This window comes from Streptomyces sp. NPDC050658, assembly GCF_044457025.1.
GTDB lineage: Bacteria > Actinomycetota > Actinomycetes > Streptomycetales > Streptomycetaceae > Streptomyces.
This window is the reverse complement of the sequence record NZ_JBITGM010000004.1, coordinates 604,601-619,454: the sequence shown is the minus strand read 5'-3', so window position 1 is coordinate 619,454 and position 14,854 is coordinate 604,601. Positions and strand designations below refer to the sequence as shown.

Below are 14,854 nucleotides of genomic sequence, written 5' to 3'. Positions count from 1 at the left end.
GCCTCACTTCGCGACGGTGATCCGGAAGACGGGGTGGTCGGCCGCCGCCGCCTCGATCTCCGCGTCCGTCGACTTGGCGGTGACACCCTTGAAGTACTGGTTGACCTCCCAGCCCCACTTCTCCAGGTAGCCGCGCAGCACCGGCAGCTTCTCGGCGTCGGGGATCTCCACGGCCGTGAAGGTGCGCACCTTGCGCCCCACCCGCAGCTCGCCGCCGCCGGCCGCCCGCATGTTGCGCACCCACTGCGAGTGCCCGCGGGCCGAGACCAGATACTGCCGCCCGCCCTCGTGCGTGAACGGGTTGACCGGTACGCGCTGCATCTGGCCGCTCTTGCGTCCGCGCACGGAGAGTTCGGCGGACCCCATCAGGCTGATGCCGTGCCGCGCGAGCCAGCCGATGACCCCGTTGAGGCGGACGTTCAGCGGGCTGCCCTTGAGGTAGTAGGGGGAGGACGAGCCGTGCGACGAGGGCGACGAAGACGACGAGGACATGGCGACCGCCTAGGGTGAGGAAGATTCCGTTTCCGAGAGCACTGCTCTCGCTTTAGAGCAGTGTGCACCGGATCGGTGCCCCAAAGCAAGAGCAGTGCTCTCGGAAATGAACAGTGCTCTCGAAAATGAACAGCGCTCTCGATTCAGTGCACTGCTCCGAATCCATGGCACACTGTCCGTATGAGCAGTGCCACCAGCGGAGCCAGGGCCCGCGCCCGAGTAGAAGTGACCGCGGCGATCAAGGACGAGGCGCGCAGACAGCTCGCCGCCGACGGCGCCGCCAAGCTCTCCCTGCGCGCCGTGGCCCGCGAGCTGGGCATGGTGTCCTCGGCGCTCTACCGCTACTTCCCCAGCCGCGACGACCTCCTGACCGCCCTGATCATCGACGCCTACAACTCCCTCGGCGAGGCCGCCGAGACCGCGCACGCGAAGGTCGCGTCGGCCGCCCCCGTGCGGCGCTGGACGGTCGTCTGCGAGGCCGTGCGGACCTGGGCCCTCGCGCATCCCCACGAGTACGCCCTCATCTACGGATCGCCCGTCCCCGGCTACAGCGCCCCCAGGACCACCGTCGAAGCGGCCGCGCGCGTCGGGCTGCTGCTGATCGCCATCGTGCGCGACGCCCACCGGACGCGCGGCGTCGCCGTGCCGAAGCTGCCGGGCGGGCTGCGCACGGAGGCCGAGCGGATGGCGGCGGACCTCGCGCCCGATCTGCCGGCCGCGCTGGCCCCGGCGCTGGTCGCGGCCTGGTCCCAGCTGTTCGGGCTCGTCGGTTTCGAGGTGTTCGGGCAGTTCAACCGCGTCGTCGAGGAGCGTCCGGAGTTCTTCTCGTACGCCGCCACTCGACTCGCCCACGGTGTGGGGCTGTTGGAGCAGTAGCGGCGGGGGCGAAGGCGGTCGTCCTCAGGCGGCGGACGCCGGCCCCGTCGCCAGAAGCTCCGGGTCCTGGCGCAGGATCCGCTCATGCAGCGCCCGCAGCGCCGGTCCCGGATCCGCGCCCATCGCCTCCGCGATCCGGCGGCGCGCGTCCTCGTAGGCGAGCAGCGCGTCCGAGGAACGGCCGGTGCGGTACAGGGCGTTCATCAGGAGCTCGACGAGGCGTTCGCGCAAGGGGTGCGCCGCGACCAGCCGGATGAGTTCATGGACGTACTCGAAGGAACGTCCCAGCTCGATCTCGCCCGCGATCCTGGCCTCCAGGACGGTGACGCGCTTCTCGCGCCAGCGCAGTCGCTCGGCCGCCAGATACGGGGCACTCAGTCCCTCGGCGAACTCGCCGCGCCACAACGCCTCGGCCCGGTCGATCAGTTCGCCCGCCCTACGCAGCTGCCCCGCGTCCCGTGCGGCGAGGGCCGCGTCGACGATCCGCCGGCGCTCCCGCAGGTCGTCGACGCACGCACCGGAGAGCCGATAGCCACTGCCGGTCCACGCCAACTCCGGCCCCGGAGCACCAGGAGTACCCGGAGCACCAGAAGCCCCCGGAGTACCTGAAGCACCCAGAGCACCCGAGCCCTCCGCGAAAGCCCGCCGCACCCCCGAAACGTACTTCTGCACGAGATTGCGTACATGGACCGGCGGCTCATCGCCCCACACCGCCTCGACCAGAGCCTCGTACGAGATCGGGCGCCCCTCCTGCAACAGCAGCACCGCGAGCACCGCCCGCTGCTTCGGCGGCCCCAGCGGCACCTCGGTGCCGCCGCGCAACGCCCGCAGCGGACCCAGAAGTTCGAAGCGCATCCCCTCACCGGCCATGGCCCGAGCGTAACCCGGCGCCCGCCTTCCAGTGGATCTTCCAGTGGGTCTTCCAGTGGGTCTTCCAGCGGTGGCCGCGACCCTGGCGGCACCGGATCCCGCACGGGGATCCCGGGAGAGAGGCAGACAGCGAATGCTGACCCGGCTCGGCCGTTTCGTGGTGCGGCACAGCCGCGCCGTACTGATCGGCGTGGTCCTGGCGTTCCTCGGCCTCGGCGCCTACGGAGCGGGCGCCCAGGCCGACCTCGACCTCGCGCGCTGGGACTCGCCCGGCACCGAGTCCGTGCGCGCGGCGGACGTCCTGCGCGAGGAATACGGCACCGGGAACCCCAACCTCGCCCTCCTCGTCACGGCCCGCGACGGCGACGTCGACTCACCCCGCACGACGGCCGCCGCGCGCCGCCTCGCCGCCGAAGTGCGCGGCGTCCCCGGCGTCACGGACGTCAGCGCGTACTGGACCGGCAAGAGCCCCGCCCTGCGCGCCTCCGCCGGCGACCGCGCCCTGATCCTGGCCCGCCTGGAGGGCAGCGCCACCGAGACCCGCGAACGGCTCGCCACCGTCTCGCCCCGACTGGCCCGCACCACCCCGGAGTTGACCGTCGCCGTCGGCGGCCAGGAGGAGATCTCCCGGCAGGTCGGCGAGCAGGCCCGCACGGACTTCCTGCGCGCCGAGGTCCTCGCGCTGCCCGCCGTGGTGCTCCTGCTGATCCTCGTCTACCGGCGCACGGTCGCGGCGCTGCTCACCGTCGGCGTCGGCCTGCTCTCGATCGTCGGCACGCTCGCGGGCCTTCGCGCCCTCGCCCAGTTCACCGAGGTGTCGACGTTCGCGGCCAACCTCGGGCTCGTCCTCGGCCTCGGACTCGGCGTCGACTACAGCCTCTTCGTCATCAACCGCTACCGCGAGGAGCGGCACGCCGGGCACGCGCGGGAGGACGCCGTCGTCCGCGCGACCGCCGCCGCCGGACGCACCGTGATCTTCAGCGGGGTCACGGTGGCGGTGTCGCTCTGCGCGCTGCTCGTGTTCCCGTTCTTCTTCCTCAGCTCGTTCGCGTACGCGGGTGTCCTCGTCGTGGTCACCGCGGTGGCCGGAGCACTGCTCCTGCTGCCCGCCGCGCTCGCCTGCTGGGGCCACCGGGTCGAGCGTCCGCGGACCGACGCGGGCGGCTTCTGGCAGCGGACGGCGGGCGCCGCGATGCGCCGCCCCGTCGCCGCGGGGGCCGCCGTGGTCGGCGTACTGCTGCTCGCCGCGTCGCCCCTGCTCGGCCTGCGCTTCGGCCTTCCGGACGAGCGGACGCTGCCTGCCGACGCCTCGTCGCGTACGACATCCGAGACCATCCACAAGGAGTTCCCCGCCGAGCCGACCGACACGGTCCAGGTCGTGCTCCGGGAGCCGGCGGGGAAGCGGGGAACCGCGGGCGAGCGGGAAATCCAGGAGTACGCCGCCGAACTCTCCCGCATCCAGGGCGTGTTCCAGGTCGACGCGGTCACCGGCAGCTACCGGGACGGCCACCGCACAGGCCCCTCCACCATCAAGCCGAAGGAGAGCGGCGGCTCCCGCCTCGCCGTCATCCCGACCCAGGCGGCGATGTACGGCGACGTACCGGCCTTCGTCGAGCACATCCGCGACACCCCGGCCCCCGCGCCCGCCCTCGTCGGCGGCTACCCGGCCGAGACCTCCGACTTCCGCGCCACGCTTCTGGACCGCCTCCCGTACGCCGTCGGCCTGATCCTCCTCGCGACCTTCGCGGTGCTCTTCCTGATGACCGGCAGCCTGCTGCTGCCCGTCAAGGCGACCGTGCTCAATCTGCTCAGCCTGTCCGTGATGTTCGGCTGCCTGGTGTGGGTCTTCCAGGAGGGACATCTGTCCGGGCTCCTCGGCTTCACCCCCACCGGGTCGATCGAGCCGAGCATTCCGGTGCTGATGTTCTGCGTGGCCTACGGCCTGTCGATGGACTACGAGGTGTTCATGCTGGCCCGCATCAAGGAGGAGTACGAGCGGACCGGCGACACCGAGGCCGCGGTCGTCACCGGCATCCGGCGCAGCGCACCCCTCATCACCGCGGCCGCCGGGATCCTCGCGCTGTCGTTCCTCTCGTACGCGACCGGCGGCGTCGTCTTCCTCAAGGAACTCGGCGTCGGCACGGCCCTGACGATCCTCGTCGACGCCACCCTCATCCGCGTGGTGCTGCTGCCGGTGGCGATGCGGCTCGCGGGCCGCGCCAACTGGTGGGCGCCCGGTCCGCTGCGCAGGCTGCACCGCCGCGTCGGCCTGCGCGAGGCGGCGCCGGAGCCCGTCGTACTCCAGCGGGAGTACGTGTGATCGCCACGCCCGGCTGACGCCCCGCGCACGCCCCGCGGTCTAGCGTGGCCGCCATGGACGAGCAGCGGGAACACGGGCGACTGCCCTGGGGCGGGCCGCCGATGTGGCGGCACGGGCCGCCCTGGTGGCATCAGCGGGACGAGGCAGCGGGGGCCGGCAGGCTGCCCTGGCTGACGACGCTGGCGCTGACGGTGTTCGTGCAGATCGGCTCGAAGTACGCCTCCGAGGGGCAGCTCGACCGGGTGGACCTGGACATCCCGGCCCGGCTGCTGCTCCTCGCGGGGACGGCGTCGCTGCTGCTGCGGCACCGCTGGCCCGTCCCGGTGGCGTACTTCACGGCCGGGACCGCGCTGGTCTATCTGGGCGCGGGATACGCGTACGGCCCGGTCCTGATCACGGTGGCGGTCGGCTGCTTCGCGGCGGTCGTCGCCGGGCACCGGCGCGCGGCCTGGGGCGCCGTCGGGATGCTGTGGGCCGGGCACCTCCTCGTCGCGCACTGGCTGTACAAGTGGCTGCCGCCGGACGGCGACGACGCGCGCACCTGGGGGGAGGAGACCGTCGTCGCCGTCTGGGTCGTCGCGATCATCGCCGTCTCCGAGCTGGCCCGCGTACGCCGTGAGCAGTGGGCGAAGGAGCGCGCCGAGCGGGCGCAGGCCGCCAAGCGGCGGGCCGACGAGGAGCGGCTTCGGATGGCGCGCGAGCTGCACGACGTCCTCGCGCACAGCATCTCCGTCATCAACGTCCAGGCGGGCGTCGGCCTCGCGCTGCTCGACTCCGACCCCGAGCAGGCGCGCACCGCGCTGACCACCATCAAGGCCGCCAGCAAGGAGGCGCTCGGGGAGGTCCGCCAGGTGCTCGACACGCTGCGCGCGCCCGGCGACGCGCCGCGCGCCCCGGCGCCGGGCCTCGACCGGCTGCCCGAGCTGGTGCAGCAGGCGGCGAGTACGGGCCTCACGGTCGAGGTCGAGACGCGGGGCGCCGCGGTGAAGCTGCCGCCCGGCGCCGATCTCGCCGCCTTCCGGATCGTCCAGGAGGCGCTGACGAACGTCGTACGGCATTCCGGTTCGCGCCGCGCGCACGTGCTCGTCCGCCACGAGAAGGCCGCGCTCACCCTGCGGGTGGACGACGACGGGCCCGCCACCGGCGCGGACGCGGGCGGCAGCGGCAACGGTCTTGCCGGGATGCGGGAGCGCGCCGCCGCCCTGGGTGGCACGATCGACGCGGGACCGCGCCCGGACGGAGGCTTCCGGGTCACCGCGGTACTGCCCACTCGCACCGCATCTCAGGAGGACGCGTGATCCGCGTACTGCTCGCCGACGACCAGTCCCTTGTCCGGGCGGGCTTCAAGGCGCTGCTCGACGCCCAGCGGGACATCGAGGTCGCGGGGGAGGCGGCGGACGGCGAGGAGGCGGTCCGCATGGTGCGCGAACTCCGCCCCGACGTCGTCCTGATGGACATCCGCATGCCGGTGCTCGACGGCCTCGCCGCGACCCGCAGGATCAGCGGGGAGCCGGGCCTGGACGAGGTCAAGGTGGTCATGCTGACCACCTTCGAGCTCGACGAGTACGTCTTCGAGGCGATCCGTTCCGGGGCCTCGGGCTTCCTGGTGAAGGACACCGAGCCCGAGGAACTGCTGCGGGCCGTACGGGCGGTGGTCGACGGCGACGCGCTGCTCTCGCCGGGCGTGACGCGCCGTCTCATCGCCGAGTTCGCCGCCCGTTCCAAGGAACCGGCGGCGGCCGAACCGCTCGGCGAGCTGACCGAGCGGGAGCGGGAGGTGATGGCGCTGGTCGGCATCGGCCTCTCCAACGAGGAGATCGCCCGCCGCCTGGTCGTCAGCCCCCTGACCGCCAAGACCCACGTGAGCCGCACCATGGTGAAGCTGGGCGCCCGCGACCGGGCCCAACTGGTCGTCCTGGCCTATGAGTCGGGACTGGTGCGGCCCGGCTGGCTGGGCTGACGCGTCACCCGCCGATGGCGTACGAGGATCGTCACCAGGGATACGACGAAGACGACGGCCCCCGCGATCACGCCGGCCCGGACGAGTGTGCCCTCGCTGGGCGACGTCACCCCGAAGAAGAACGCCGGTGATGCCACGGCCAGGCTCGTGAAACCCCCGAGGGACGTCGCGGCGAAGAGCGCGAAACCGATCTCCACGGTGTCCGCGTCGCGCTCGGCCTGCGTCCTTCGCCCCATCGTCAGAGTGTGCGGTGCGCGCTCCCGGCGGGCAAGCAACTGCGCGCCGGGAGCGGTCCGTTGATCAGCTGGGCGGTCAGTCGCGGACGGCCACCGGCTCCTTCTCGACGGCCTCTTGGGGTGTCGACTTGGTGACGACGACCGTCTCCTGCGTACGCCGCTTCCGTACGCCGGTGAGGGTGATCAGCAGGCCCGCGACGGCGATTGCCGTGACCACGATCAGGCCGGGGCGGTAGCTGTCGAGCACGGCCTGCGGCGAGGAGCCGCCGCCGTCGGCCGACGCGGTGACCACGGCCGTGACGATCGCGAGGAAGATCGCGCCGCCCACCTGGATCGAGGTGTTGAGCAGGCCCGAGACCATGCCCTGCTCGTCGTCGTCCACGCCGTTGGTGGCCTGGATGTTGAGCGACGGGAAGACCAGGGCGCAGGCGAAGCCGAGCAGGATCATCGAGGGCAGCACCATCGACGCGTACGACGGCGTCAGGCTGACCCGCAGGAACAGTACGTACGAGGCGACGAGCAGCGCGAAGCCCGCCACGATGACCCGCGGGGTGCCGAACCGGTCGATGACCGAGCCGACCTTCGTCGAGGAGAGCGCGACGAGCGCGCCGGCCGGCAGGAAGGCGAGCGCCGTCTCCAGGGCCGACCAGCCGAGCAGCGTCTGGAAGTACTGCGTGGCGAGGAACTGGAAGGAGACGTAGCCGCCGAAGAACGTCATCGCGCCGATCTGCGCGCGGAGTTGGGGCCCGGAGCGCAGCACGCCGAGGCGGATCAGCGGGCTCGGGGTGCGCAGTTCGATGCGTACGAAGACGGCGAGCAGCACGGCCGCCGCGAGGAACGAAAGGAGCGTGCGGGCCGATGCCCAGCCGACCTCCGGGGCCTCGACCACGGTGAAGACGAGCAGCAGCATCGTCGCCGTGCCCGTGACGGCGCCCGGCACGTCGTATCCGCCGGTGTTCTTCTCGCGGGCGCTGCGCGGGATCAGCTTGAGCCCGGCGATCAGCGCGATGACGGCGATGGGCGCGGGCAGCAGCATCGTGAGCCGCCAGCTGGCCTCGGTGAGCAGTCCGGAGAGGACCAGGCCCATGGAGAAGCCGGTCGCGGCGCAGGTCGTGTAGATGGTGAGCGCGCGGTTGCGGACCGGGCCCTCGGCGAACGTCGTGGTGATGATGGAGAGACCGGCGGGCGCGGTGAACGCGGCGCTCAGGCCCTTGATGAAGCGGCTGGCGATGAGCAGCGGGCCGGAGTCGACGAATCCGCCGAGCAGCGAGGCTAGCGCGAAGACGGCGAGCGCGATCAGGAAGACCCGCCGCCTGCCGAGCAGGTCGGCGGCGCGACCGCCGAGGAGGAGCAGTCCGCCGTAGCCGAGGATGTAGCCGCTGACGACCCATTGCAGGGTCGAGGTGGAGAGGTTCAGTTCGGAGCCGATGGAGGGCAGGGCGACGCCGACCATCGACACGTCGAGCGCGTCGAGGAACATCGCGGCGCAGAGCACCAGCAAGGTGCCCCACAGACGCGGGGACCAGCGCTCCGGGGACGCGGAGTCAGCTGTGAGCGGTGAAGTCATGCGGAGCAATCTACATGCACATGCATTGACTGCAAGCGCATTTAATTCCGATGCAACAATGGGGGCGTTCTCTGTTATCGTGCGATGTCATGGCGGCGAAGAAGGCCGAGCAGGAGCTCGTGGACCAATGGCGCGACATCCTCGCGGTGCACGCGCGCACTCTGTGCGAACTCGACCGCGCCCTGCATGAGCACGGTCTCGGGGCGAGCGACTTCGAGGTCCTCGACGTCCTCTCCGAGGGCGCCGCGGAGGACGGGAGCGACGCCTATCGCGTCCAGGAGATCGCCGGCCGGGTCCATCTGAGTCAGAGCGCGCTGTCCCGCCTCGTCGGCCGCCTGGAGAAGGACGGCCTCGTCGAGCGCGGGATGTGCAGCGAGGACCGGCGCGGGGTGCGGGTCTGCCTCACGGACAAGGGCCGCACGCTGCATACGCGCGTACGGCCGCTCCAGCGTGAGGTGCTCGGGCGGATGCTGACGGCTCCGGGCGCCCAGTAGTCCGGTGACCGGGCGCCCGGCTCTGCCTGCTCAGACGCCCGACGATTCCCGCCACAGCGTGCTGAGCGCGCTGTCGCCGGTGACCTGCGGGAACGGCGCCCGGTTCCACAGCGACAGATAGAGCTGCTCCGCCGGACCCGAGATCTCGCACTCGGCCTCGCCGGCCTCGCCGCGCTCCGTCACGGGCGGCTCCTGTGTGAGGCGCACCGTCCACACGTCACCCGTGTCCGTCGTCCGTACGCGCAGCGTGCGCGGCTTCTCGGTGCGCACCCTGCTGCGGTCGCGGGCGTGGAACCCGGTCAGCAGCTCGTCGACCCCGTCCGCCGCGAACTCCGCGCCGATCGGAGACGGCTCACCGCCGAGCGCGGACTCGGCGTCCACGCGGTGGATCGTCGTCTCGTTCGCCTGGCGCCGCGCCCAGAACGCGAGCGGCGACGGCGCGGGCAGAAATGCCCAGCACTGTACGTCGGGTGAAGCGTCCCGGAGTGTGGCGACGAGACCGGCGTGGGCCTGCCGGTACCAGTCGACCAGGGCGGCGCCGTCCAGTTCAGGCTCCTCGCCCGGCGCTCTGGGCGAGGTATGCCCCTCGGCGACGAACGCGGCGGCCCACCGGTGTACCACCCCGGTGTGCCGCAGCAGATCGCGCACCTGCCAGTCGGGGCAGGTGGCCACATCGGCGCCGGTCCCGGCCGCTTCGGCGGCGCGGGCCAGCAACTTGCCCTCGGAATCGAGGATGTGAAGGTACTCGGAGATCTTCATGTGGGCATTGTGTCGGATGGGGTAGGGGGGTGAGCGGTGGGTGCTCGCTCCTTGGATAGATGGGATCTTTCCCGTCCCCGCCTGCTGAACTCCCGTATTCCTCAGTGGTATTGACATCAGTTGCCCCGCGCATCGAAGCTTTCGTCCGATGTCTGATGGTGTCTGTGATGTCTGATGATCTCTGACGGTCTCTGATGGTGTCTGAGGGTGAGGGAGTCGGCGTGAGGCGATTGCTTGGACTGAGGACTCTGATCCTGGGCGTGGCGCTCCTTGTCACCCTCGTCGGTGCGGGAGCGGGCTCAGTGGCCGCTGACACGGCGAAGCCCGTGCCCAAGGGGATCCCCGGCGAGATCCCCCGCTCCGCAGACCCCCGCGTCGCCTCCTGGCAGAAGCTGCAGTACGGCATGTTCATCCACTGGGGCCTCTTCTCCGAACTGGGCGGAGTCTGGCAGGACAAGCCCGTCACCAAGGGCTACAGCGAGCAGATCCAGATGTGGGCGAACATCTCGCACACCGACTACGCGAAGGTCGCCGACCGCTTCCGCGCCGAACGCTTCGACCCCAAGGCGATCTGCGGGCTCGCCAAGGACGCCGGCATGAAGTACGTCGTGATCACGGGCAAGCACCACGACGGCTTCTCGATGTTCGACACCAGGACCACCGACTACGACGTCGTCGACCGCACGCCCTACGGCAAGGACCCGCTGAAGCTCCTGGCGGACGAATGCCGCAGCCAGGGGCTGGAGTTCGGCGTCTACTTCTCCCTCGTCGACTGGCACGCGGGCCACGCCTTCGATCCGGACAACAACAATCCGGTCCCCGCCTCCATGGAGCCGCTCATCAAGGGCCAGCTGCGCGAGCTGATGACCGGCTACGGGCCGATCTCCGAGGTGTGGTTCGACATGTCGTCGCCGAACGCCGCGCAGAGCCGCGAGTTCGCCGGGATCGTCCGCGAACTCCAGCCCGACGCGACCGTGAACAGCCGCGTGTGGAACAACCAGGGCGACTTCAGGGTCATGGGAGACAACCAGGTGCCGGACGTCGCCCTCGACGGCGCCTGGCAGACACCCGCCTCCGTCTACCACGAGACCTGGGGATACCGCAGCTGGCAGAAGCGCGAGGACATGCCGGGGAAGATCCGCGACCTGGTGACCGGACTGCTGAGCGTCCGCGCCCGTGGCGGCAACTACCTCCTCAACATCGGCCCCCGCGGCGACGGTTCGGTCGTCGGCTTCGAGGCCGACGTGCTGCGCGGCATCGGCGCCTGGCTCGACCGGCACCCCGGATCGGTCATCGGCGCCTCGGCCACGCGCCTGGGCGGCCAGCCCTGGGGCGAGGTCACCGTCGACGGGCGGAACCTGTACCTGCACGTGACCAAATGGCCCGAGGACGGGAAGCTGCGGCTGCCCGGACTCGCCACCCGCGTCACGAGCGTGACCGCCGACGACGGACGGCGGCTGCCCTGGCGGCAGGAGGGCGCCGACCTGGTCGTCGACGTACCCGAGAAGCCGACCGACTCCGTGGTGCCCGTGCTGCGTGCGCAGTTGCGCGGCCAGCTCCGCGTGATCCCCGCGCACACGCTCACCCCCGGCACGGACGGCGGCTGGACCGCGAGCGGCGATGCGCTGCACAGCGGGCACGGCTATGCAGACCAGGGCAGCTACTACTCGCAGAAGCGGACGACCGTGCGGATCAGCGCGTACGTGGTCTCGCCCGGCCGGCGCGTTCCGGCGGCGACGCTCAGGGTGGCGGGGGAGGCCGACCCGGACACGGAGTACCGCGTGACGGTCGGCGGCCGGTCCCGCACCGTCTCCGGCAACGAACTCATCGGCAGGGAGCTCGGGCCCTTCCCGGTGGCGCGCGACGAGGTCACCGAGGTCACGATCACGCCGGCCGGACCCGCCCACGAGGGCGAGGACCTGAAGGCGAAGGTGGCGTCCCTGACCCTGACGCCCGCGGCTGTCGCCGAACAGTGACAAAAGGTAGGGCAACGGACGCGCGGGTTCGCGGGTCGTATGAGGCGTGAGGGTGAAAGGGCGGCTCCGGCCGCCCTTTCGTCCCGGCCGATCCGATGACCTGGGGGAACCTGTGAAGATGAACGTACGCATGAGCAAGGCGAAGAAGGGTCTGTTCGCCGGGGCAGCGATGGCCGCCACGTCAGCGGTGGCCCTGGCGGCGGTTCCGGCCGCCGCGTCCGACGGCCCGCGGTTCCTCGAGCCCTCCGAACTGCCGCCGCACAAGGCGTCGGAGTGGTTCGCGGGTCCGGTGACGGCCGGTCAGCCCGACCCGCTGCCGATGTGCGTCGGCGACGGTCTGCCGTCGACCTCCGTGCACCGCGCCTACCGCACGGACTACGACACCGGCGCGCTGCAGGTGACCGTGGTCGAGCGCAGCGAGCAGCGGGCCAAGGACTTCGCGGCCCTGCTGCGCAAGAAGCTCGACGGGTGCGCGGCGAAGGTGATGAAGGAGGATCCCGAGACCACCGCGAAGCAGAAGTACTACGGCAAGGTGAACGCCGAGGAGGGCGCCCACGTCTACGGAGTCCACACCGTGACGTCCTGGGGCGCCTCCGACATCAACCTCTTCTCGGTGGGCCGGGACGGCAACACGGTCACGCTCGTGACGTGGGGTCAGATGGGCGGCTTCGCCGACGCGCAGGTCGGCGACTTCAAGAGGACGACCGCGAAGGCCGTCAACAAGCTTTACTGAGGCCCGCCGGGCGCGGGTGCGGGTGCCGTCGACGGAGTTGATCGGAACTCCTGGGGTGGCCCAGACTTTCGGGGAGGCCCGCACCCGCCCCGAACCGAAAGCGGCAGAACTCCCATGAGTACGATCCCCGAGCCGTCCTGGCTGGCTGTGCTCCGCGCGGACGGCGGCGCGTACACCGTCCACGAGCACACCGCCGCGTACAGCGTCGCCGAGCGCCAGGCGCTGCCCTTCCCCTGGTCGCGGGCGGTCAAGACGCTCGCCTTCACCACCGGGGAGATCCCGCTGCTGCTCGTGGCGCTGTGCTCGCAGGACCGCGTGGACTACGCGCGCCTCGCCGCCGCGGCCGGCACCGGACGCTCCCAACTGAGGGCCGCCGACGCCGACTTGCTCCGCGCGGAGGGCCTTGTCCCCGGTGGCGTCCCGCCGATCAGCCACCGGACCGGAGTGCCGTGCCTGATCGACACGGCGGTCGTCGCATCCGGTGAACCGGTGTACTGCGGCGCCGGATCCGCCGACCGTACGCTGCAGGTGTCGCCACAGGTGCTCGCCCGGCTGCCCCGCGCGCAGGTGACGCTCCTGCGCCGGTAGCAGCCGGACCGGACGCCGGGCTCCGCCGTCAGGCGCGGCAGCGCAGCATCTCCAGCGGGGGGTTGGCCAGGGCGTCCGCCCAGTACTCCGCGCCGTGTTCACGCACTCCGGCGTCGGACACCTCCAGCGGCACCCACGTGACGTCGCTGAACCCGGCCGCCTCCAGGCACTTCTCGTAGACCTCGCGGCGCGGGCAGGTGGCGACGAAGCTGATCGGCCCCACCGGCGCTTCGAGCAGTGCCGTCGTGCGGACCCGCGGCCCGCCCTCGGCCTCCTCGCCGGTCAGTTCGGTACGGAAGCCGTACTTGTCCAGCGGCGGCCCGTCGAAGAGGTAGTCGGGGTTCTGGCAGAACACGAAGAACTCGCCGCCGGGCACCAGGCTCCGGTGCACATTGCGGCACATCCGCTCCATGGCGGCGATGTCCTCGGCGTAGTTGAGCAGCTGGACGGCCGCGACGACGTCGTACTGCCGTCCCAGGTCACGCAGTTCGGACGCGTCGCCCACTTCGTAGCGCACGCCCAGCGGGTCGCCCTCCTCCAACGCCTGGGCCACGGCGACCATTTCACCGGAGATGTCGATGCCGAGTACGTCGGTGGCGCCGCGCCGCTTGAACTCCCTGCTGTAGAAGCCGGTGCCGGACGCGAGGTCGAGGACCGACTTGCCGCGCACGTCCCCGACCATGCCCAGGAAGCTGGGCACCTCCCCGTACTGCACCAGCGGAAGGGCCTTGAAGCCCTCGAACGCCTCACCGATCTCGTCGTACTGCTGCGTGCTGCTCATCCTGCTGTCCTCCCCGTGCTCCGTGCTGTCCGTGCTGCGTGCTGCGTGCTTCGTGCTGTGCGCCTCGTGTTTCTGGCGTGCAGTCTTCCCGCGCCCTGCCCGCCACTCGTACTGGCAGAAGCCACGAAGATCCGGACATCGCACCAGCCTTCCGTACGGCGGAACGCGTCGTCGCACAAAGGATCTTGCGCCGCAGAGGCGCCCCGGTATAGCTTTCTGAACATGTTCACTGAACCCGTTCAGTCACGTGCGGCGAAGCGCGAGGCGACGCGACAGAAGGTGCTCGCCGCAGCCGAGCGGCTGTTCCGGGAGCAAGGATTCGGGGCCACGACGGTCCGTCAGATCGCCGCCGACGCGCAGGTCAGCACCGGGACCGTGATGTCGGTCGGCGACAAGGACGCGCTCCTGGTCGCCATCTTCGACCGGTGGATCGACGCCGTGCACCAGGAGCGGTCGAGCGACGACGGCGCGGCCCCCGGCCAGTTGGTCGCGGGCCGCGCCGTCGACACCGTGATGGCTCTCTTCGAGCCGTTCATCCGCTACTTCGCACTCGACGAGGAACTCTCGCGCGAGTACGCGGCGATCATCGTGCGGGGAAAACGCGACTCGGAGATCTTCCGGAACCTCGCGCTCTCGCTGATCTCCGAGATCGACGGGGTGCTCGTACGGACGGGCCTGACCGGCGTCGACGCCGGCCGTGGGGCGCGCGCCGTCTACTTCGCGTATCTCGGCATCCTCATGACCGTCTCCAACGGCGCCATCGGTGAGCAGGACGCAATGGAACAGCTCCATGAGGTGATCTCGGTCGTGATCGCCCATGAAGGAGGAAACGAATGATCGACACGCCCCACCACTGGTGGCTCACGGCACTGCTGGCGCTCGTCCTGTTCGGTGACGCCGTCCTGTCGGTGCGCCCGCCCGTCTTCATCCAGCGGTGCCTCGACGGGGTCCGCCTGCCGCGCGACTGGTGGTGGGCGCTCATCGTCACCAAGCTCATGGCGGCGGCCGGGCTGATAGCCGGCCTCAAGTACCCGGGAGTCGCCTTCGCGGCGAACGCCGGTGTCATCGGGTACTTCTTGTGCGCGTCGTACGCGCACTACCGGGCGCGGTTCCTCAAGCAGGAGTTCTGGGTCAACTGCCTGGGAATGCTGGGCCTGTCGGTGGGAGTCCTCGTGGCGTGCTACGCCGTGTGAGGGAGGCGG

Annotated in this window: 16 protein-coding genes; 10 read left to right on the top strand and 6 right to left on the bottom strand. The window is 71.0% G+C overall.

From position 1 onward, the window contains the following. Window positions 1–3: 3 nt before the first annotated feature. Window positions 4–492: a nitroreductase family deazaflavin-dependent oxidoreductase gene (locus ACIBKX_RS18365; RefSeq protein ID WP_363274208.1), complete on the bottom strand. Its 489-nt coding sequence runs from the start codon at window positions 490–492 to the stop codon at window positions 4–6. Window positions 493–672: 180 nt separating this feature from the next. Between ACIBKX_RS18365 and ACIBKX_RS18360 the strand changes: the two genes are divergently transcribed. Then, window positions 673–1,368 carry a TetR/AcrR family transcriptional regulator gene (locus ACIBKX_RS18360; protein ID WP_363274207.1) on the top strand — a complete coding sequence of 232 codons (696 nt, stop codon included), beginning with the start codon at window positions 673–675 and terminating at the stop codon, window positions 1,366–1,368. Window positions 1,369–1,392: 24 nt separating this feature from the next. On the opposite strand, the gene ACIBKX_RS18355 is transcribed toward ACIBKX_RS18360, so the two are convergent. Further along, on the bottom strand, window positions 1,393–2,238 hold the full coding sequence (locus tag ACIBKX_RS18355; protein WP_363274206.1) for an AfsR/SARP family transcriptional regulator: 846 nt from the start codon (window positions 2,236–2,238) through the stop codon (window positions 1,393–1,395). Between the two features lie 133 nt (window positions 2,239–2,371). Between ACIBKX_RS18355 and ACIBKX_RS18350 the strand changes: the two genes are divergently transcribed. Genes ACIBKX_RS18350 through ACIBKX_RS18340 form a run of 3 tightly spaced genes read left to right on the top strand, consistent with a single transcriptional unit; the run spans window position 2,372 to window position 6,518 of the window. Continuing rightward, window positions 2,372–4,558, top strand: a complete 2,187-nt coding sequence (locus ACIBKX_RS18350) for an MMPL family transporter (RefSeq protein ID WP_363274204.1) — start codon at window positions 2,372–2,374, stop codon at window positions 4,556–4,558. Window positions 4,559–4,611: 53 nt separating this feature from the next. Continuing rightward, the gene (locus ACIBKX_RS18345) at window positions 4,612–5,856 is read left to right on the top strand and encodes a sensor histidine kinase (protein ID WP_363274203.1); all 1,245 of its coding nucleotides are present in this window, start codon (window positions 4,612–4,614) and stop codon (window positions 5,854–5,856) included. Next, the gene (locus ACIBKX_RS18340) at window positions 5,853–6,518 is read left to right on the top strand and encodes a response regulator transcription factor (protein ID WP_363274202.1); all 666 of its coding nucleotides are present in this window, start codon (window positions 5,853–5,855) and stop codon (window positions 6,516–6,518) included. Before ACIBKX_RS18345 ends, ACIBKX_RS18340 begins: the two co-directional genes overlap by 4 nt. On the opposite strand, the gene ACIBKX_RS18335 is transcribed toward ACIBKX_RS18340, so the two are convergent. After that, the gene (locus ACIBKX_RS18335) at window positions 6,479–6,754 is read right to left on the bottom strand and encodes a DUF6332 family protein (protein WP_363274201.1); all 276 of its coding nucleotides are present in this window, start codon (window positions 6,752–6,754) and stop codon (window positions 6,479–6,481) included. The genes ACIBKX_RS18340 and ACIBKX_RS18335 overlap by 40 nt on opposite strands. A 76-nt stretch (window positions 6,755–6,830) precedes the next feature. Beyond that, a complete protein-coding gene (locus ACIBKX_RS18330) occupies window positions 6,831–8,321 on the bottom strand; it encodes an MFS transporter (RefSeq protein ID WP_363274199.1) in 1,491 nt (496 codons plus the stop codon). Window positions 8,322–8,410: 89 nt separating this feature from the next. Between ACIBKX_RS18330 and ACIBKX_RS18325 the strand changes: the two genes are divergently transcribed. Beyond that, entirely contained in the window at window positions 8,411–8,815 is a 405-nt protein-coding gene (locus tag ACIBKX_RS18325; protein WP_363274198.1) for a MarR family transcriptional regulator, read from the top strand. 30 nt (window positions 8,816–8,845) lie between these two features. Here the strand turns inward: ACIBKX_RS18325 and ACIBKX_RS18320 are convergent, their stop codons facing one another. Next, on the bottom strand, window positions 8,846–9,574 hold the full coding sequence (locus ACIBKX_RS18320; protein WP_363274197.1) for a maleylpyruvate isomerase family mycothiol-dependent enzyme: 729 nt from the start codon (window positions 9,572–9,574) through the stop codon (window positions 8,846–8,848). Window positions 9,575–9,876: 302 nt separating this feature from the next. Between ACIBKX_RS18320 and ACIBKX_RS18315 the strand changes: the two genes are divergently transcribed. The 3 genes from ACIBKX_RS18315 to ACIBKX_RS18305 all read left to right on the top strand — a co-directional run bounded on the left by ACIBKX_RS18315 (window position 9,877) and on the right by ACIBKX_RS18305 (window position 12,871). After that, window positions 9,877–11,550: an alpha-L-fucosidase gene (locus ACIBKX_RS18315; protein ID WP_399375826.1), complete on the top strand. Its 1,674-nt coding sequence runs from the start codon at window positions 9,877–9,879 to the stop codon at window positions 11,548–11,550. A 118-nt stretch (window positions 11,551–11,668) separates the two neighbouring features. Then, window positions 11,669–12,283 (top strand): hypothetical protein, encoded by a 615-nt coding sequence (locus ACIBKX_RS18310; protein WP_363274195.1) that lies wholly within the window; start codon window positions 11,669–11,671, stop codon window positions 12,281–12,283. A 114-nt stretch (window positions 12,284–12,397) separates the two neighbouring features. Continuing rightward, the gene (locus ACIBKX_RS18305) at window positions 12,398–12,871 is read left to right on the top strand and encodes a YbaK/EbsC family protein (RefSeq protein ID WP_363274193.1); all 474 of its coding nucleotides are present in this window, start codon (window positions 12,398–12,400) and stop codon (window positions 12,869–12,871) included. A gap of 28 nt (window positions 12,872–12,899) precedes the next feature. Here ACIBKX_RS18305 and ACIBKX_RS18300 read toward each other — a convergent pair whose 3' ends face one another. After that, window positions 12,900–13,652, bottom strand: coding sequence for a methyltransferase domain-containing protein (locus ACIBKX_RS18300; RefSeq protein ID WP_363274191.1), 753 nt, complete (start codon window positions 13,650–13,652; stop codon window positions 12,900–12,902). Between the two features lie 222 nt (window positions 13,653–13,874). On the opposite strand from ACIBKX_RS18300, the gene ACIBKX_RS18295 reads away from it, so the two are divergent. Continuing rightward, window positions 13,875–14,489: a TetR/AcrR family transcriptional regulator gene (locus tag ACIBKX_RS18295; protein WP_363274189.1), complete on the top strand. Its 615-nt coding sequence runs from the start codon at window positions 13,875–13,877 to the stop codon at window positions 14,487–14,489. Continuing rightward, the gene (locus ACIBKX_RS18290; RefSeq protein ID WP_363274188.1) at window positions 14,486–14,845 is read left to right on the top strand and encodes a DoxX family protein; all 360 of its coding nucleotides are present in this window, start codon (window positions 14,486–14,488) and stop codon (window positions 14,843–14,845) included. Before ACIBKX_RS18295 ends, ACIBKX_RS18290 begins: the two co-directional genes overlap by 4 nt. Window positions 14,846–14,854 lie beyond the last annotated feature (9 nt).